Genomic DNA, 17,045 nt, shown 5'->3' with positions numbered 1-17,045 from the left:
ACGATGGGAGGAATGTCCATGCTGGGACAGATGATGACGCAGCCTTTGCTGATCTCGTCACTGATCAATCACGCCGACCGCTATCATGGCCAGACCGAGATTTTCTCGGTCGAAACCGATGGCACGGTGACGGAAACAAACTGGTCTGAGGTGTCGCGCACCGCGCGCAAACTGGCCTCGGCCCTGACCAGCCTGGGTCTGGAGCCGCAGGCGAGAATCGGCACGCTGGCATGGAACAACCGCCGTCATCTTGAGATTTACTATGCCGCGTCAGGCGCAGGTTTTGTCTGTCACACGATCAATCCGCGCCTGTTCCCCGAGCAACTGACCTATATCATCAACCACGCGCAGGACCGCGTTCTGTTTTTTGACGCGACCTTCATCCCGCTTGTTACCGCACTGAAAGAGCATCTGACCGAGGTCGAGCATTTCGTTCTGATGGGACCGCGCAACGCCGAGGCCGAAGGGCAAATCCCCGGTGTGCAGTTTTACGATGAGCTGATCGAGACGGGCGACGCAGGCTTTGAGTGGCCCAGCTTTGACGAAAACACCGCCTCCAGCCTGTGCTACACGTCGGGTACGACCGGGCATCCCAAGGGGGTGCTGTATTCGCATCGTTCGACGGTTCTGCACAGTTTCGGATCGAACACGCGCGACGTGATCGGGTTTTCGGCCATGGATGTGGTGATGCCTGTTGTTCCGATGTTCCACGTCAACGCCTGGGGGTCACCCTATGCCTGCGCCATGTCCGGCTCTCGCATGGTGCTGCCGGGGCCGGATCTGCATGGCGAGGCGTTGGTCAAACTGATCGACACATACGGCGTGACGCTGGCGATGGGCGTGCCGACGATCTGGCAAGGTCTGCTGGCCTATGCCGCACAGTCCGGCAGCCAGTTGGAAAGCCTTGAACGGACGGTGATCGGTGGGGCGGCGTGCCCGCCCTCGATGATCGAAACCTTCCGCGACACCTATGGCGTCGATACGGTCCACGCCTGGGGCATGAGCGAGATGAGCCCGCTGGGCACCGCCAACCATCCGCTGGCCAAGCACCGTGACTTGCCGCTGGAAGAACAGCACAGGCTTAGGGAAAGTCAGGGCCGACCCTGTTACGGGGTCGACCTTAAGATCGTCGATGATGACGGCAATAACCTGCCACATGATGGAGAAACACAGGGCGATCTTCTGGTAAGGGGCCACTGGGTGTTGGACAGCTATTTCCAGATGCAGGATCAAGAGCTTCTGCAGGATGGATGGTTCGCCACGGGCGATGTCGCCACGCTGGACCCGGACGGTTATATGACCATCCGCGACCGGTCCAAGGACATCATCAAATCGGGCGGTGAGTGGATCAGTTCGGTTGAGTTGGAGAATATCGCCGTCGCTCATCCCAAGCTCGCAACCGCCGCCGTGGTTGGTGTGCCGCATGAGAAATGGGACGAACGCCCCTTGCTGGTCGCCGTCAAGGCCGAGGGCGAGGAACCCTCGGAGGAGGAAATTCTGGCTTTCTATGACGGCAAGATTGCCAAGTGGCAGGTCCCGGACAAGGTCGTCTTTGTAGATGCGCTGCCGCTGAACGCCACGGGCAAGATTCTGAAACGCACGCTGCGTGCGGATTTTCAGGATGCCCTAACGGGTTGACATATAAGGGTGAATGGCTCCGGCGGTAGGGATCGAACCTACGACCAATTGATTAACAGTCAACTGCTCTACCGCTGAGCTACGCCGGAACGGTTCGCGCCGTATAGCAATCCGTTTCTGCGGCGTCCAGAGGGCGCGGAAGATTTTTCGTCGAAAAATCTTGGACCCCATTCCACGCGACATGCGTGCCATAGATGTCTGGATTTGTGGGGAATTTGGCTCCGGCGGTAGGGATCGAACCTACGACCAATTGATTAACAGTCAACTGCTCTACCGCTGAGCTACGCCGGAACTGAGGGGCGTATAACAATCCCGATTTTCCCCGTCCAGAGGGGAATGTGACCTTTTCACAAAAAAGTTCTGCGGCGTCAGTTTTGTTGTTGAAAGGTAGCCGTGGCAGAGAGTGCGCCGATGGGTTTCACCCGGTTATTTCCCGTCAGATCAACAAGATGAGCGAACACGTTCCGCTCGGCGGCCCGCAACAGCGCGGCGGGGGTGTCAACATAGATGCGCGCCGCCAAATCCTGAGCTGTCCCGGGTTGTTCCTGTAATGCGTCCAGAATCTGGCCCTCGCGCATCTGGCGGTGATCGATCAGCCAGTCCAGCCGCGCCGCAGGGTCGTGAATCGGGGCACCGTGCCCGGAATGGAACACCGACCACTCCCGCGCGCGCAGGCGGTGGCAGGCGGACATGAAATCCGTCAGGTCTCCATCCGGGGGCGAGACCAGAGAGCTGGCCCACCCCATCACGTGATCGCCGGTAAAGCACACATCCCCCCAGGCCAGCGCGATGTGATTGCCCAGATGCCCGGGCGTGTGAATCACCTCAAGCTGCCAGCCATCGCCGGTGATCTGCGCGCCGTCGGGCAGTTCTTGATCGGGGCGAAAGGCGGTGTCGATGCCTTCGCCGCCACCGGCCAACCCTTCGTGGGCCAGTTGGGTCATGATTGCGCTGCGCCCGGCCTGCGGCCCGCCAAAGGCCAGGACCGGCGCTCCGGTTCGGTCGGCCAGCGGTCGCGCCAGTGGCGAATGGTCAAGATGGCTGTGCGTGACGATGATGTGGCTGATGCGTTGGCCCGGCTGAACCGCCTGCAGAATCGTCTCAAGATGCGCTTCACTCAGGGGGCCGGGGTCAATCACCGCCAGATCGCCTGTGCCCAGCAGATAGGTGTTGGTGCCGCGATAAGTCATGGGCGAGGGATTCGGGGCCAGAATGCGGCGTAGGCCCGGTTGCAGCGCAATGGCTTGACCGGTCGGGGGATTGAAATCGTCAGGGGCCTGCATTTTGCGCTCTTTCTCTTGTCGATACAGCCCGTTAGGTTTAGCGCATGTCCGCACGATGGCTCAAATCTTATATGCCGCGCAGCCTCTATGCCCGTGCTGCGCTGATACTGGTGCTGCCAGTGGTTGTCCTGCTTCTGGTTGTGGGCATTGCGTTTCTGCAAAAGCACCTTGAGGACGTGACGGCGCAGATGACGCGCACTGCCTCGCGCGAGGTGATGCTGGTCGTCGATGCGGTCAACGCGGTGGAAACCCAGCAGCAGGCGCTGGCGGCTATTCGGCCTGATCTGCAGGCGCTGGACATGAAGGCCCGTTTTCTGACCATCAACGAAGAGCCGATGATCGGCCATCGCCGCTGGTATGATTTCATCGCGCCGCAGGTTGAGACGGATCTGTGGAACCTTCTGCCTGATCTTACGGCGGTGGCGCTTCCCAGCGGGCAAGAAGCGCGGGTCTATATGCAGACGGATCTGGGGCTGCTGCAATTGACCTTTGACCGCAGACGCCTGTCACCGGTTGCTCCGCACCAGTTGATCGTGACGATGGTGTTTTTTGCGATCATCATGACGTCGATTTCCTTTCTGTATATGCGCAACCAGCTGCGCCCGATCATGCGTCTGGCGGATGCGGCGCAGGCGTTTGGCCGCGGGCGGGTGGTGCCATACACGCCGGGCGGTGCGATCGAAGTGCGCGCGGCGGGCAGTGCGTTTCTCGATATGCGCGCGCGGATCGAACGGCAGATGGAACAGCGCACCATGATGCTGTCGGGTGTCAGCCACGATCTGCGCACCCCTCTGACCCGCCTGAAACTGGGCCTGTCGATGCTGCCCGAGGAAGAGGCCGCCCCGCTTCAGCAAGACGTGGATGAGATGCAGCTGTTGCTGGATGCTTTTCTGGAGTTCTCACGCGGCGCATCCGAAAGCGCCCCAGAAGAGGTCGATCCGAGAACCCTGTTGGACCAAATCGTCAAAGACGCGCGCCGGGCCGGGTATGAGGCAGACTTGATTCAGGTTGAAGGCGACGGCACCGCTGTTTTGCGGCCCACGGCCATCCGGCGTGGGGTTGAGAACCTGATTGGCAACGCCGTGCGCTATGGCAACCGCGCGGATGTCAGCCTGTCCATCTCGCCCAAGTCCGTTCGGTTCCGGGTCGAAGATGACGGGCCAGGCATTCCGCCCGAGCAGCGGGCCGAGGCGGTCAAACCGTTTTCGCGCCTTGATCCCGCGCGCAACCAGAATCAGGGCAGCGGGGTCGGGTTGGGGCTGGCGATTGTCTCAGATATTGCCCGCGCCCATGGCGGTGTGCTGCGGCTTAGCAAAAGCGAAAGATTGGGCGGATTGTGCGCCGATATCATCATTGGGCGCTAAGGTCCCGACTGCGTTTTCTGCTGCTGTTGCGGAGATTTGGTAGGCCCGGCAGGACTTGAACCCGCAACCAAAGCGTTATGAGCGCTCTGCTCTAACCAATTGAGCTACAGGCCCGCCTGAGCGCTTTGAGTATCACGGTGAACGCCCGCGTCAAGCCTGACCGTTGCAACAAGCCGCACAATCGACTAACCCGCGCGGGAACCATTCATAAGGGGCTGGCCATGACGACGGGCAAGAACGGAATCACCTATGCCGATGCGGGCGTTGATATTGATGCGGGGAACGCTCTGGTCGACCGGATCAAGCCTGCGGCCAAGCGGACGGACCGATCCGGCGTGATGAGCGGGCTGGGCGGATTTGGCGCTCTGTTCGACCTCAAGGCGGCTGGCTACACGGACCCGGTTTTGGTGGGTGCCACCGATGGCGTGGGCACCAAGCTGCGGATTGCGATCGACACCGGTGTGGTCGATGGCGTGGGGATCGACCTTGTCGCCATGTGCGTCAATGACCTGATCTGTCAGGGTGCTGAGCCTCTGTTTTTCCTTGATTATTTCGCAACCGGAAAGCTGGACACCGACACCGCCGCACGGATCATCGAAGGGATCGCCGAGGGCTGCGTGCAGTCCGGCTGCGCCCTGATCGGGGGTGAGACAGCTGAAATGCCGGGCATGTACCCGGATGGCGATTTCGATCTGGCCGGTTTCTCGGTCGGCGCGATGGAGCGGGGCGCGCATCTGCCTGCGGGCGTACAGCAGGGGGATGTGCTGCTGGGTCTGGCCTCGAACGGGGTGCATTCCAACGGCTATTCGCTGGTGCGCAAACTGGTTGAGATGTCGGGGCTGGGCTGGGACGCCGCGTCGCCCTTTGGTGAGGGATCGCTGGGTGAGGCGCTGCTGACGCCGACTCGGCTGTATGTCAAACCCGCGTTGCAGGCGATCCGGGCAGGGGGCGTGCATGCGCTGGCCCATATCACCGGTGGCGGTCTGACTGAAAACCTGCCGCGTGTCCTGCCCGAAGGGCTGGGCGCTGAGATCGACCTGAATGCCTGGGACTTGCCGCCAGTTTTCCGCTGGATGGCGGAAACCGGCGGGATTGCCGAGGCTGAGATGCTGAAGACCTTCAACTGCGGCATCGGCATGATCGTCGCCTGTGACGCGGACCGTGCGGATGAACTGGCCGCATTGCTGGCTGATGCGGACGAGACCGTCTCGCGCATCGGCACCATCACCGACACGCCCGGCATGGCCTATTCAGGCAAGCTGTTGTGAGCCACAAGCGTGTCGCCATCCTGATTTCGGGCGGTGGATCGAACATGGTGTCTCTGGTCGACAGCATGGTGGGCGATCACCCGGCCCGGCCTTGTCTGGTGTTGTCCAACGATGCCGAGGCGGGTGGTCTGAAAAAGGCCGCTGCGCGCGGTATCCCAACCGCTTGGGTGGACCATCGCCCCTTCAAGGGCGACCGCGCCGCGTTCGAGGCGGAACTGTTGAAACCACTGGAGGCCGCGCAACCTGATATTGTCTGCCTTGCGGGCTTTATGCGTGTTCTGACCGGCGATTTCGTCTCGCGCTTTCAGGGGCGGATGCTGAACATCCACCCGTCGCTGCTGCCGAAATACAAGGGCCTTAATACCCATGCCCGCGCGATTGAGGCCGGGGATGCCGAGCATGGATGCTCGGTCCATGAGGTGACGGCGGCGTTGGATGACGGCCCGATTCTGGGCCAGGCGCGGGTCCAAATCGAACCGGGCGACACCCCGGAACAGCTGGCGGCGCGTGTGTTGGTCTGGGAACACCAGCTCTACCCGGCAGTGTTGCGCCGTTACGCCAGTGGAGATCGGACTCCGGTGTTGCTGCCGGGGTGATTTACAGACGGGCGATATTCTGCCTATGGTTTCCCCCAAGGCTGGGTACGGCATTTCGCTGACGGAAAGCCATCAAGAAAAAGAGCAAGAATAGCACCACGCATGAAAACCCTGACAACGACGCAAGAGCTGGCCGATTTCTGCAGGGCCGCGGCGGAATACGATTATGTGACCGTAGACACCGAATTCCTGCGTGAGCGTACTTATTACTCCAAGCTCTGCCTTGTTCAGCTGGCCGTCCCATCCGAGGACGAAGACAGCGCCGTGTTGGTTGATCCACTGGCCAGTGGCCTGTCGCTGGACCCGCTTTATGAGCTGTTCGGCAATGAAAACGTGGTCAAGGTGTTCCACGCCGCCCGTCAGGATCTTGAGATTTTCTGGGTCGAAGCGGGCGTCTTTCCTGTTCCACTTTTTGACACGCAGGTCGCGGCCATGGTCTGCGGGTTTGGGGAACAGGTCGGCTATGAGACGCTGGTGCGCAAGATCTGCAAGCAGGGGGTCGACAAGACCTCTCGCTTTACCGATTGGTCGCGGCGTCCGCTGTCGGATGCGCAGAAAACCTATGCTCTGGCCGATGTAACGCATCTGCGCCAGATTTACGAACATCTGGCGGCGCAGCTGAAAAAGACAAAGCGCAGCCATTGGGTGGCCGAGGAATTGCAGATTCTGACCCGCCCCGACACTTATGACATTCGGCCCGAGGACGCGTGGAAACGGGTCAAGACCCGCACCAACTCGGCCAAGTTCCTGGCAGTGGTGCGTGAACTGGCGCAGTTCCGCGAAGGCTATGCGCAGGAAAACAACGTACCCCGCAGCCGCGTGTTCAAGGATGATGCACTGATCGAGCTGGCCTCGACCAAACCGAAATCGCCCTCTGATCTGGGTGGATCGCGCCTTTTGCTGCGCGAGGCGCGCAAGGGCGCAATTGCCGAAGGTATTCTGGCGGCCGTCAAAAAAGGCGTGAACTGCCCGGCCGATCAATTGCCACGGGTGGATAACAGCCGCGACAAGCTCAAGGTCAACCCGGCGCTGGCCGATCTGCTGCGTGTCTTGCTGAAGTCCAAGACAGAAAGCTCAGGCGTGGCGGCGAAACTGATTGCCACAAGCGCCGAGTTGGACCAGATCGCGGCCGGTGAGCGTACATTGCCCGCCATGTCCGGCTGGCGGTTCGAGGTGTTCGGAGAGGATGCCCTGAAACTGTGTGAGGGCAAGATCGCACTGGCCGCCAACGGCCAGAGCGTCGAGGTCGTGACGCTGTAACGCCTGTTAACGGCGCCGAGATTCCAGCGCGTTCTGCTGGCCCACGACCCGTACCAGACGCACACCTTCCAGATCGCGTCTGGACACGTTGATCGCGTCCGACACCATCCGCGACCGCTCGGTGCCTTGGTTGGTCGGGCTCTGCGGATACTCAACCCGGAATGTGTATTCCAGAACCCCGTTTTTCTGGTTCTCTTCGCTTTCGACAAGGACCAGCCGCGCGTTAAAGGCCCCTTGGCGGGCGGCGGTACCCGCAGCGTAGATAATAGCCCCATTGGCTGTGGGGTCGATCCGCAGTTCATCGATTTTGGCGATCGCAACGCTCAGATCGTCTGGCACGCTGCGGGAAAACAACCCGCCGCGTTCGTTGTCGGGAACCAGCAGGTTCGCGTCATTGGCGGCAGTTACCGGGTCCACAGCCGGGGCCGGGGTGCTTGATCCGAACCAATTCGACGGGTTCACCCGAGAATCCCCCCAGTTGCTGCAGGCAGAAACGGTCAGGGCAGCGACCAGAAGAACAATATACGATTTTTGCATGGTCCAGATGTCCAGAGCTGTAATTCCAGCAATGGGTTACCGCAAAAGCCGGTGTTTGAAAAGCCGCGCGAAGGGGTGGACAGGTCCAGATCAGCGGCATAGGTCACAATTGTGAACGCAACAAAAGGACTGCCCGACCATGGCCACGCCCGCCTTTGAGGAAATCGTTGAGGATTTCGAGTTTCTGGACGATTGGGAAGATCGCTATCGCCACGTGATCGAGCAAGGCAAAGCGATGGAGCCATTGGACGATGCGCTCAAGGTTCCGGCCACCAAGGTTCACGGTTGCGCCAGCCAGGTTTGGTTGCACCCGATCATCGAAGATGGCGTATTCCGTTTTGACGGAGACAGCGACGCGCTGATCGTGCGTGGGCTGATCGCGGTATTGCGGTCCTTGTATAACGGCTTGCCGGTTCGCGATGTTGCCGCCGTCGATGCCGGAGGCGAGCTGGCGCGTCTGGGTCTGAACGACCACCTTTCGGCACAGCGCTCAAACGGGTTGCGCGCGATGATCGAGCGTATCCGCGAGGTGGCGCAGGAAAACGCCTGACCTCAGCGGTTCGCCCAGTCCGTCAGCGTCGATTCAAGATCGCCATAACCGGTCAGGCGGCGCTCAAATTCCAGGCCCATGCGTTCGGCGCATTCACGGGCGCGTTCGGTCAGGGCCGGATCATCGGTTTGGGCCTGATAGATCAGCTTGGTGTAATTGCCGAAATACATGTCGCGCAGCTCGGGGTGGCGGTCCAGGCCCAGAGGTTTCCAGACAAAGGCATCGAATTGCCGGGCCAGAAAATCGGTCAGGTAAAAGGCGGTGGTCTCATCTTCACCTCGGGCCTCAAACTGCTGATTGCCTTCGAAAAAGGAATAGCAGTGCGGGCCCTTCACTATTTCGATTCCCAACTCGTTGCAGGCCCGTTCCAGCAGCCCGCCCGTGCCACAATCGGCGTAGACGACATAGATCGTCTCATACTGCGCACGATGTTTGGCCACAGCATCCTGTACCGCCTGCGTGATGCGGTCGGGATGCACATGCAGGATGGCGGGCAGGCAAGTCAGTTCCATATGGTCCCAGCCATTGCGCTGCTTGAGGTCCAGAATCTCGCGCGCAAGGGCCCCGCAGGCCAGCAGCAGAATTTTGCCCCGTTCGCTTGAGACATATCCTTCGGTCGTGAGGCTGGCGTCGTCTGGCAAGTCGCTGTGCTGCATAGGTTACCCCTCGGTCGTTGCGCATCAGATAGTCAGGGCTGCGGCGCAAAAAAAGGCCGCCCGAAAACCGGACGGCCCCAGAACAGTCAATTTTGTCCGATCAGCCGGCCAGTTGGTTGTGCTTGCGCGATACCATGTCCTTGGCCATTTCCACAGCAACGGCTGCGTCGCGGCAGTAGCCGTCAGCGCCAATCGCTTTGCCGAACTCTTCGTTCAGGGGCGCGCCGCCAACCAGAACGATGTAGTCCTCGCGCAAGCCCTGTTCGACCATCGTGTCGATCACGACCTTCATGTAAGGCATCGTGGTGGTCAGCAGGGCGGACATGCCCAGAATGTCGGGCTTTTCGGTTTCCAGCGCCTCAAGGTAGTTTTCGACCGGGTTGTTGATGCCGATGTCGACAACTTCGAAGCCTGCGCCTTCCATCATCATTGAAACAAGGTTCTTGCCGATGTCGTGGATGTCGCCTTTTACGGTGCCGATCACCATCTTGCCCACGCGCGGTGCGCCGGTTTCGGCCAGCAGCGGCTTGAGGATGAACATGCCGCCCTTCATCGCGTTCGCGGCCAGCAGAACTTCGGGGACGAACAGGATGCCGTCACGGAAGTCGTGGCCAACAACGGTCATGCCGCCGACCAGCGCTTTGGTCAGGATGTCGTAAGGCGTCCATCCGCGTTCCAGCAGGATGTTCGTACCTTCTTCGATTTCTTCCTTCAGACCGTCGTAAAGATCGTCGAACATCTGTTCGACAAGCTCTTCATCATTCAGTTCGGACAGGACGATGTCTTCTTCATCGGACATGGGGCGTTTCCCTGAGCTGTTCGGGCACTGCGCCCGTGGGTGGCATTTTCCTCGTTTTGACCAAAACGCCGCAGTTGGACTGTGACAATTGCGACGTCGTTAGTTTCGAGACCGACCTTTATGTCAAATTCTTGATCACTTCGATGTCATTCTTTGCATCATGATTTTGCATCACATTCATTTTCCAGAAATTCTGCAAAGAAACGCAGGGTTTTCAAGTTAAGATCGACCGGGTTGTTTCGCTTGTTCTCCAACGGTTTGCGCGTTACACAGTGAAAATGAACAAAACGGGAACAAATGGTAAGGCATCGCCTGTTCGGGGGCGGGGTGTCGCCAGCAATATCGCAGGTCGGTTTGAGGCGTATCAGACCGACCAGATCGATGATGGGTGGGAGGGTGAAGAGGATATTCCGCCCCTGCGCACTGAGGTCGTAGAAGAGATCGCGCGCAGTGTGATCACCTATAACCGGTCGCCTGATTTGCCGTTTGACCGTTCGATCAACCCGTATCGCGGGTGCGAGCATGGCTGTGTCTATTGTTTTGCCCGCCCGACGCATGCGTATCTGGGGCTGTCGCCGGGGCTGGACTTTGAAACCCGGTTGGTGGCCCGGCCAAACGCGCCCGAGGTGCTGCGGCACGAGCTGTCGTCGAAATCCTACAAGGTGGCGACAATCGCCTTGGGGACCAATACGGACCCATATCAACCGGTTGAGAAAACACGTTTGATAACAAGGCGCTGTCTGTCTGTTCTTAAGGATTTTCACCACCCGATTGGGATCGTGACCAAGGGCACGTTGATCGAGCGGGACTTGGATATTCTGGCCCCCATGGCGCAGATGGGCCTGGTGCGGGTCGGGATTTCTCTGACGACCCTGGACGCGGATTTGTCACGACGGATGGAACCCCGTGCGCCGTCACCCAAGCGGCGTCTGGCCACGATTCGTCGGCTGACAGAGGCGGGTGTGCCGGTGCGTGTCATGACCTCGCCCGTGATTCCCGGCCTGACGGATCATGAGTTGGAGAACCTGCTGGAAGCCGGCAAAGACGCCGGGGCGGATGCCGCCAGCTGGATCATGTTGCGCCTGCCGCGCGAGGTCTCGGCGCTGTGGCAGGACTGGCTGAAAGAGCATGAGGCCGCGCGGTTCGAAAAGATCATGTCCAAACTGCGCGAGATGCACGGGGGCAGGGAGTATGACCCGCGATGGGGCCACCGGATGCGGGGTGAGGGCGAATACGCCACCCTTATCGCCAAACGCTTTGCCATTGCGGTCAAACGGTTGGGCTTGTCGACCCGGACGCCTCCCCTGCGCAACGACCTGTTCGCGCGCCCACCTCAGGTGGGTGATCAGTTGAGCCTATTGTAAGAAAAAACCCCGGAGCCGGGTCCGGGGTTTCTGGGATCATCGGTTTTCGATATCCGTGTAATCGCGGGTGGTCTCGCCCAGATACAACTGGCGCGGACGGCCGATTTTGTTTTGCGGATCTGCAATCATCTCTTTCCACTGGCTGACCCAGCCAACGGTGCGCGACAGCGCAAAGATCGGGGTGAACATCGAGGTCGGGAAGCCCATCGCCTCAAGAATGATGCCCGAGTAGAAATCCACATTCGGGAACAGCTTCTTCTCGGCGAAATACGGATCTTCCAACGCCTGCTTTTCCAGCGCCTTGGCGACCTGTAGCTTGGGGTTGTTTTCAACACCCAGCAGGTCCAGCACTTCGTCCGCAGACTGTTTCATCACCTTGGCGCGCGGGTCAAAGTTCTTGTAGACGCGGTGGCCAAAGCCCATCAGGCGGAACGGATCGTCCTTGTCCTTGGCGCGGGCGATGTATTCGGGGATACGATCGACCGAGCCGATCTCTTCCAGCATCTCAAGACATGCCTGGTTCGCACCGCCATGGGCGGGGCCCCAAAGACAGGCGATACCCGCCGCGATACAGGCGAACGGGTTGGCACCCGAGCTTGACGCCAGGCGCACGGTCGAGGTCGAGGCGTTCTGCTCGTGATCGGCGTGCAGAGTAAAGATGCGGTCCATCGCGCGGCTGAGGATCGGGTTCACCTCATATTCCTCGGCCGGGACGCTAAAGCACATGCGCAGGAAGTTCGACGCATAGTCCAAATCGTTTCGCGGATACACGAAGGGCTGACCAGTGTGATACTTATAAGCCCAGGCCGCGATGGTCGGCATCTTGGCGATCAGGCGATGCGAGGCAACCTCGCGCTGATGCGGGTCCGAGATATCGGTCGAATCGTGATAGAAGGCCGACATTGCGCCGACGACGCCGACCATGATCGCCATCGGGTGCGCATCGCGACGGAAACCACGATAGAAATACTGCATCTGCTCATGCAGCATGGTGTGACGGGTGATGGTGGATTCGAATTTCTCAAGATCGGGCGCGGTCGGCAGCTCTCCGTACAGCAGCAGGTAGCAGACCTCGAGGAAATGAGATTTGCCAGCCAACTGGTCGATCGGATAGCCACGGTGCAGCAGTTCACCTTTTTCGCCGTCGATATAAGTGATTGTGCTGTCGCAGCTGGCGGTCGAGGTAAAGCCGGGATCATAGGTGAACACACCCGCAGTGCCGTACAGCTTGCGGATATCGATCACATCAGGACCTGCAGTCGGCGAATGAATCGGCAGCTCATATGTTTCGCCATGGACTGTCAGAGTGGCTGATTTCTTGCTGTCGGTCATAGTGTCCCTTCCTCATTCATGCGCAGTTTGGATCGCTGTCCGAACCTGCGGGCAACGGATGCGCGCAGGCGCGCAGTCCGGGTGTTAGCGGAGCAGCGTTACCCAAATGTGAACCTTGGTTTAGGTCGCTGCGTCAGAAAGCCGTGCAAGGGTTTCATCGCGCCCCAACACAAGCATCATGTCAAAAACTGATGGGGTCACCGCCCGACCCGCCAAAGCGGCGCGCAATGGCCCCGCCAGCTTGCCGAACTTGAGCCCGTTGGCTTCCGCAAAGGAATTCAGGGCCCCCTCCAGTTCGCTCCGCGTCCAGCTAACATTTTGCAACTGCGGCGTCAATTCATTCAGTATACCGTCGGATACTGAGGCCAGCGCCTTGGTGGCCTTTTCATCCGGTTCAACTGGGCGCGCAGTCAGCGCAAAATGGGCTTTTTCAAGCAGTTCCGGAAAAGTTCGCGCCCGATCCTTGAGGCAATACATCGCACGTTCCAGATCACCAGATTGTGTGTCACTGAGAGCAGGCTGGTCTGAAGCAGCCAAATACGCCTGAATTTCCTGCCGCAGCGCAGCATCATCTGTGATCGCAATATGCTGACCGCACAGATTCTCCAGCTTTTTCAGATCGAACCGCGCCGGGCTTTTGCCGATTCCGTCCAGATCGAACCATTCCTTGGCCTGTGCGTCAGTGAAAAACTCGTCATCGCCGTGGCTCCAGCCCAGACGCGCCAGATAGTTCCGCATCCCGGCTGCCGGATAGCCCATCGCCTGGTATTCCTGCGCGCCCAACGCGCCGTGGCGTTTCGAAAGTTTCTTGCCGTCGGGGCCGTGGATCAGCGGGATATGCGCCCAGACAGGAACGTCCCAGCCCATCGCTTCATAGATCATCATCTGGCGCGCGGCATTGTTCAGGTGATCATCGCCCCGGATCACATGGGTCACGCCCATATCGTGGTCATCCACTACCACGGCCAGCATATAGACCGGAGTCCCGTCCGAGCGCAGCAGGATCATGTCGTCCAACTGGTCATTGCGGATGGTCACATCCCCCTGCACCTGATCGCGGATCACCGTTTCGCCGTCCTGCGGGGCCTTGATACGGATCACAAACGGCGCGTCGGGATAGGACGACGGGTCGGCATCACGCCAGGGGCTGCGGAACAGGGTGGATTTGCCCTCGGCTTTGGCCTGTTCGCGGAATTCGGCGATCTCGTCCTGCGTAGAGAAACACTTATAGGCTTTGCCCTCGGCCAGCAGGTGATGCGCGACTTCGGCGTGCCGCGCGGCACCCTCGAACTGGCTGACCACATCGCCGTCGTGATCCAGCCCCAGCCATTCCATGCCTTGCAGGATTGCCGCCGTCGCCTCGGGGGTTGACCGTTCGCGGTCCGTATCCTCGATCCGCAGCAGGAACTTGCCGCCGCGCCCGCGGGCATACAGCCAGTTGAACAGCGCAGTGCGGGCACCGCCGATATGCAAAAAGCCAGTGGGGGACGGGGCGAAACGGGTGACGACCTGATCGGACATTGTGTGGATTAACCTTTTGGTAACCGTGTCGGGCATAGTTTTGCGCCTGTCTAACGAGCCCGAAGGACGGGGGCAACCATGCGTGTTCTGGCACGGGTTGAGGCCGCATTGCTGAACCAGACAGGGTACCTGTTCCAATGGTCTCCGGTCTGTCTGGCAATTGGTATCGGCTTGTACTTCTGCCTTCGGTTTGAACCCGGCTGGCAGGTCTATGCAGGCGTGCTGGCGGGGATCGCGGCCCTGATCGGGGCAGGGCGCGCGATACAGACCGGATGGGCTGCGTTGGCAATGGGGGGCGCGCTGATTGCGGCCGGGTTTGTCCTGGCTGGCGCACGGGCCCACACAGTGGCAGAGCCGGTCCTGTCCTGGCGGTACTATGGCCCGATCGAGGGGCGGGTCGTCGCCATGGATCGCTCTGCTTCGGACGCGTTGCGGGTGACGCTGGACCGGGTGCGCATAGGGGATGTGCCCGCAGACCGGCGGCCGCAACGCGTCCGGCTTTCGCTGCATGGCGACGCCCCTGCGCTGGCCCCCGGTCAGCGGATCATGACCACCGGGCATTTGTCTCCGCCACAGGGGCCTGTTGAACCCGGCGGTTTCGACTTTCGCCGCCACGCCTGGTTTCAGGGACTGGGCGCGGTGGGCTATACGCGCGTTCCCGTGGTGACTATCGCACCGCCCGAGGCCGCCGGGGACGGCGTTCGGATTACTGCGCTGCGGATGGCGATCTCGGAACGGGTGCGCGCGATCCTGCCGGGTGAGGTCGGGGGTTTCGCAGCCGCTGTCACCACTGGCGACCGCAGCGGCATGGGGCAAGAGACGCTGAAATCGCTGCGCGCTTCGAATCTGGCGCATCTGCTGGCCATTTCGGGCCTGCATATGGGGCTGCTGACAGGGTTCGTGTTTCTGGTCTTTCGTCTGGCCTTGTCCGCCATCCCAGCCGTGGCCCTGCGTGTCCCTGTGCGCAAACTGGCGGCGGTCTTTGCGTTGATTGCGGCGGTGATCTACCTGATGCTGTCAGGGGGCAACGTGGCCACGGAACGCGCCTTTGTAATGGCAAGCGTCATGTTGGGGGCCGTGCTGATCGACCGCCGGGCCATATCTCTGCGCGCTGTTGCCGTTGCTGCCCTGATCGTGCTGGTTCTGCGCCCGGAATCGTTGCTTAGCCCCGGTTTTCAGATGTCTTTTGCGGCCACAACAGCCCTTGTCGCGGTGTTTGGTCAACTTAGAGAGTTCGGGCCGATGCCGGGCCCCAAATGGACCAAGCCGGTTGTCGGCCTGCTGATGTCCTCGGCCATTGCGGGGTTGGCCACCGCGCCGATCGGGGCGGCGCATTTCAATACGATGTCGCATTATGGATTGCTGGCCAACATGCTCTCGGTGCCGGTGATGGGGACCATTGTTGTCCCCTCGGCCTTTGTGGCCGCGCTGCTGTCGCCCTTTGGGCTTGAGGCGCTGCCGCTGCACGTCATGGGGCTGGGGTTGGAGTGGATTTTGATCGTCTCGGACAAGGTTTCGGGGCTGAGCGGCGCGCAGGGCTATGTGGTCAGCCCGCCGCATTATGTGCTGCCGATGTTTGCCTTGGGTGCCCTGTGGATGGCGTTGTGGCGCGGGCGGGCGAAATGGGTCGGGATCGCCCCGGTGATCGCGGCGTTTCTGTTATGGGGGCAAGGCCATCGCCCCGAGGTTCTGATCGCGGATTCCGGCGGATTGGTGGGGGTCATGACCGATGCGGGCCGGGCGCTGAGCAAGGAAAAAGGCAGCGGATTCATCGCAAATGTCTGGCTGGAGAATGACGGCGACGGCGTGGATCAGCCCAAGGCGGCAAGCCGCTGGCCCTCTGGCAATCTGGTGCAGCGCTATGTCTGGCAGGGAAAGGAACTGATCCATATCACCGGAAAACGTGCGGCTAAGGGGTTTTCGGAATGTGCAGAGAACCAGATCGTGGTCTCTGCAGTGGCTCTGGACCTGACCGGAGAGTGTGGGCTGTTCGACCCGGAGACGTTGAAAGAAACTGGCAGTCTGGCGCTATCCGGGGACCGCGTCCTTTCCAGCCGTGAGGTCAGCGGCCAAAGGCTGTGGTCCCCGCAGGAAAACAGGGACCGCAGATCAAAGCAGTTTCAGTAGCTTCGGATCAACCCGACAAGCCGGCCCTGCACCTTGACCTTGTCTTCGGGCAGAACGCGGGTTTCATAGGCAGGGTTCGCCGCCTCAAGCGCGATGGCGTTGCCCCGGCGAAAGAAACGTTTCAATGTGGCTTCCTGATCCTCGACCAGAGCAACCACAATATCCCCGTTATCGGCGGTCTTGGTCTCGCGAATAACGACAACATCACCGTCATTGATGCCCGCGTCGATCATCGAGTCGCCCCGAACTTCCAACGCGTAATGCTCGCCGCGGCCCGACACCATGCTGCCCGGAACTGCAACCCGGTGGGAAACATGGCTGATCGCCTCAATCGGAACACCGGCAGCAATCCGCCCCATAACCGGCAGTTCCATCGCATCGACAGTCACCGGTTCGAAATTGGCGAGCCGCGGGCCTTCGGGCTTGTCGCCTTCGATCACGCGCGGCTTGAACGCGGCCGTCGGCTCGCCCCCCAGACTTTCCGGTAGCTTCACAATTTCAATCGCGCGGGCGCGGTGCGCTAGGCGGCGGATAAATCCGCGTTCCTCCAGCGCCGTGATCAACCGGTGGATGCCGGATTTCGAGCGCAAGTCCAGCGCGGCCTTCATTTCGTCAAAACTGGGCGGAACGCCGTCCGCTTGTACGCGATTGTGGATGAATTCCAACAAATCCAACTGTTTCTTGGTCAGCATTGCTCACACCTCGTCGGTCATGCGTTTTCTTTTGTTCTACGCATGTTCACGTTTTGTG

General features: G+C 60.3%; 15 protein-coding genes and 3 tRNA genes. 8 read left to right on the top strand and 10 right to left on the bottom strand.

Translation table 11 applies throughout. From position 1 onward, the window contains the following. The first annotated feature begins 18 nt into the window (after positions 1-18). Positions 19-1,638, top strand: coding sequence for a long-chain-fatty-acid--CoA ligase (locus ACRZ94_RS06545; protein ID WP_480796944.1), 1,620 nt, complete (start codon positions 19-21; stop codon positions 1,636-1,638). A gap of 14 nt (positions 1,639-1,652) precedes the next feature. Here ACRZ94_RS06545 and ACRZ94_RS06540 read toward each other — a convergent pair. The 3 genes from ACRZ94_RS06540 to ACRZ94_RS06530 all read right to left on the bottom strand — a co-directional run bounded on the left by ACRZ94_RS06540 (position 1,653) and on the right by ACRZ94_RS06530 (position 2,921). Continuing rightward, a tRNA-Asn gene (locus ACRZ94_RS06540) sits at positions 1,653-1,727 on the bottom strand. Between the two features lie 127 nt (positions 1,728-1,854). Then, a tRNA-Asn gene (locus ACRZ94_RS06535) sits at positions 1,855-1,929 on the bottom strand. Between the two features lie 77 nt (positions 1,930-2,006). Further along, positions 2,007-2,921: an MBL fold metallo-hydrolase gene (locus tag ACRZ94_RS06530; protein WP_480796943.1), complete on the bottom strand. Its 915-nt coding sequence runs from the start codon at positions 2,919-2,921 to the stop codon at positions 2,007-2,009. Between the two features lie 44 nt (positions 2,922-2,965). On the opposite strand from ACRZ94_RS06530, the gene ACRZ94_RS06525 reads away from it, so the two are divergent. Then, a complete protein-coding gene (locus tag ACRZ94_RS06525) occupies positions 2,966-4,285 on the top strand; it encodes an ATP-binding protein (RefSeq protein ID WP_480651555.1) in 1,320 nt (439 codons plus the stop codon). Between the two features lie 37 nt (positions 4,286-4,322). Here the strand turns inward: ACRZ94_RS06525 and ACRZ94_RS06520 are convergent. Next, a tRNA-Ile gene (locus tag ACRZ94_RS06520) sits at positions 4,323-4,399 on the bottom strand. A 107-nt stretch (positions 4,400-4,506) separates the two neighbouring features. Here ACRZ94_RS06520 and purM point away from each other — a divergent pair. The 3 genes from purM to rnd all read left to right on the top strand — a co-directional run bounded on the left by purM (position 4,507) and on the right by rnd (position 7,409). Continuing rightward, positions 4,507-5,553, top strand: a complete 1,047-nt coding sequence (gene purM, locus ACRZ94_RS06515) for a phosphoribosylformylglycinamidine cyclo-ligase (protein WP_480651553.1) — start codon at positions 4,507-4,509, stop codon at positions 5,551-5,553. Next, positions 5,550-6,149, top strand: a complete 600-nt coding sequence (gene purN / locus ACRZ94_RS06510; protein ID WP_480651551.1) for a phosphoribosylglycinamide formyltransferase — start codon at positions 5,550-5,552, stop codon at positions 6,147-6,149. Before purM ends, purN begins: the two co-directional genes overlap by 4 nt. Positions 6,150-6,251: 102 nt before the next feature. Further along, entirely contained in the window at positions 6,252-7,409 is a 1,158-nt protein-coding gene (rnd, locus tag ACRZ94_RS06505) for a ribonuclease D (RefSeq protein ID WP_480651549.1), read from the top strand. 6 nt (positions 7,410-7,415) lie between these two features. Here rnd and ACRZ94_RS06500 read toward each other — a convergent pair whose 3' ends face one another. Then, positions 7,416-7,946: a hypothetical protein gene (locus ACRZ94_RS06500; RefSeq protein ID WP_480651547.1), complete on the bottom strand. Its 531-nt coding sequence runs from the start codon at positions 7,944-7,946 to the stop codon at positions 7,416-7,418. Positions 7,947-8,085: 139 nt separating this feature from the next. Between ACRZ94_RS06500 and ACRZ94_RS06495 the strand changes: the two genes are divergently transcribed. Next, positions 8,086-8,496 (top strand): SufE family protein, encoded by a 411-nt coding sequence (locus ACRZ94_RS06495; protein ID WP_480651545.1) that lies wholly within the window; start codon positions 8,086-8,088, stop codon positions 8,494-8,496. Between the two features lie 2 nt (positions 8,497-8,498). Here the strand turns inward: ACRZ94_RS06495 and ACRZ94_RS06490 are convergent, their stop codons facing one another. Both ACRZ94_RS06490 and ACRZ94_RS06485 read right to left on the bottom strand, forming a co-directional pair. Beyond that, positions 8,499-9,152: a DUF1638 domain-containing protein gene (locus ACRZ94_RS06490; RefSeq protein ID WP_480651543.1), complete on the bottom strand. Its 654-nt coding sequence runs from the start codon at positions 9,150-9,152 to the stop codon at positions 8,499-8,501. A 100-nt stretch (positions 9,153-9,252) separates the two neighbouring features. Beyond that, positions 9,253-9,951, bottom strand: coding sequence for a corrinoid protein (locus ACRZ94_RS06485; RefSeq protein WP_480651541.1), 699 nt, complete (start codon positions 9,949-9,951; stop codon positions 9,253-9,255). A gap of 278 nt (positions 9,952-10,229) precedes the next feature. Between ACRZ94_RS06485 and ACRZ94_RS06480 the strand changes: the two genes are divergently transcribed. Then, entirely contained in the window at positions 10,230-11,315 is a 1,086-nt protein-coding gene (locus tag ACRZ94_RS06480; RefSeq protein WP_480796942.1) for a PA0069 family radical SAM protein, read from the top strand. 36 nt (positions 11,316-11,351) lie between these two features. Here ACRZ94_RS06480 and gltA read toward each other — a convergent pair whose 3' ends face one another. Together gltA and gltX are read right to left on the bottom strand one after the other, a co-directional pair. Beyond that, positions 11,352-12,647, bottom strand: coding sequence for a citrate synthase (gene gltA / locus ACRZ94_RS06475; protein WP_480651538.1), 1,296 nt, complete (start codon positions 12,645-12,647; stop codon positions 11,352-11,354). Positions 12,648-12,767: 120 nt separating this feature from the next. Continuing rightward, positions 12,768-14,168 carry a glutamate--tRNA ligase gene (gene gltX / locus ACRZ94_RS06470; protein ID WP_480797256.1) on the bottom strand — a complete coding sequence of 467 codons (1,401 nt, stop codon included), beginning with the start codon at positions 14,166-14,168 and terminating at the stop codon, positions 12,768-12,770. Between the two features lie 78 nt (positions 14,169-14,246). On the opposite strand from gltX, the gene ACRZ94_RS06465 reads away from it, so the two are divergent. Continuing rightward, entirely contained in the window at positions 14,247-16,295 is a 2,049-nt protein-coding gene (locus ACRZ94_RS06465; protein WP_480796941.1) for a ComEC/Rec2 family competence protein, read from the top strand. Here the strand turns inward: ACRZ94_RS06465 and lexA are convergent. Continuing rightward, positions 16,289-16,987, bottom strand: a complete 699-nt coding sequence (gene lexA, locus ACRZ94_RS06460; protein ID WP_480796940.1) for a transcriptional repressor LexA — start codon at positions 16,985-16,987, stop codon at positions 16,289-16,291. The two genes, ACRZ94_RS06465 and lexA, sit on opposite strands and share 7 nt — an antisense overlap. Between the last annotated feature and the right edge of the window lie 58 nt (positions 16,988-17,045).

The sequence above is a fragment of the Ruegeria sp. CH10 genome (assembly GCF_056537125.1).
Note: the sequence above shows the minus strand (reverse complement) of the source record. Positions and strands in the feature narration are given on the sequence as shown.

Bases quoted from the DNA above. Each gene is read 5' to 3' on its own strand.
- ACRZ94_RS06545 (WP_480796944.1), top strand. From the start codon at position 19: ATGCTGGGACAGATGATGACGCAGCCTTTGCTGATCTCGTCACTGATC.
- ACRZ94_RS06530 (WP_480796943.1), bottom strand. From the start codon at position 2,921: ATGCAGGCCCCTGACGATTTCAATCCCCCGACCGGTCAAGCCATTGCG.
- ACRZ94_RS06525 (WP_480651555.1), top strand. From the start codon at position 2,966: ATGTCCGCACGATGGCTCAAATCTTATATGCCGCGCAGCCTCTATGCC.
- purM (WP_480651553.1), top strand. From the start codon at position 4,507: ATGACGACGGGCAAGAACGGAATCACCTATGCCGATGCGGGCGTTGAT.
- rnd (WP_480651549.1), top strand. From the start codon at position 6,252: ATGAAAACCCTGACAACGACGCAAGAGCTGGCCGATTTCTGCAGGGCC.
- ACRZ94_RS06500 (WP_480651547.1), bottom strand. From the start codon at position 7,946: ATGCAAAAATCGTATATTGTTCTTCTGGTCGCTGCCCTGACCGTTTCT.
- ACRZ94_RS06495 (WP_480651545.1), top strand. From the start codon at position 8,086: ATGGCCACGCCCGCCTTTGAGGAAATCGTTGAGGATTTCGAGTTTCTG.
- ACRZ94_RS06490 (WP_480651543.1), bottom strand. From the start codon at position 9,152: ATGCAGCACAGCGACTTGCCAGACGACGCCAGCCTCACGACCGAAGGA.
- ACRZ94_RS06485 (WP_480651541.1), bottom strand. From the start codon at position 9,951: ATGTCCGATGAAGAAGACATCGTCCTGTCCGAACTGAATGATGAAGAG.
- ACRZ94_RS06480 (WP_480796942.1), top strand. From the start codon at position 10,230: ATGAACAAAACGGGAACAAATGGTAAGGCATCGCCTGTTCGGGGGCGG.
- gltA (WP_480651538.1), bottom strand. From the start codon at position 12,647: ATGACCGACAGCAAGAAATCAGCCACTCTGACAGTCCATGGCGAAACA.
- gltX (WP_480797256.1), bottom strand. From the start codon at position 14,168: ATGTCCGATCAGGTCGTCACCCGTTTCGCCCCGTCCCCCACTGGCTTT.
- ACRZ94_RS06465 (WP_480796941.1), top strand. From the start codon at position 14,247: ATGCGTGTTCTGGCACGGGTTGAGGCCGCATTGCTGAACCAGACAGGG.
- lexA (WP_480796940.1), bottom strand. From the start codon at position 16,987: ATGCTGACCAAGAAACAGTTGGATTTGTTGGAATTCATCCACAATCGC.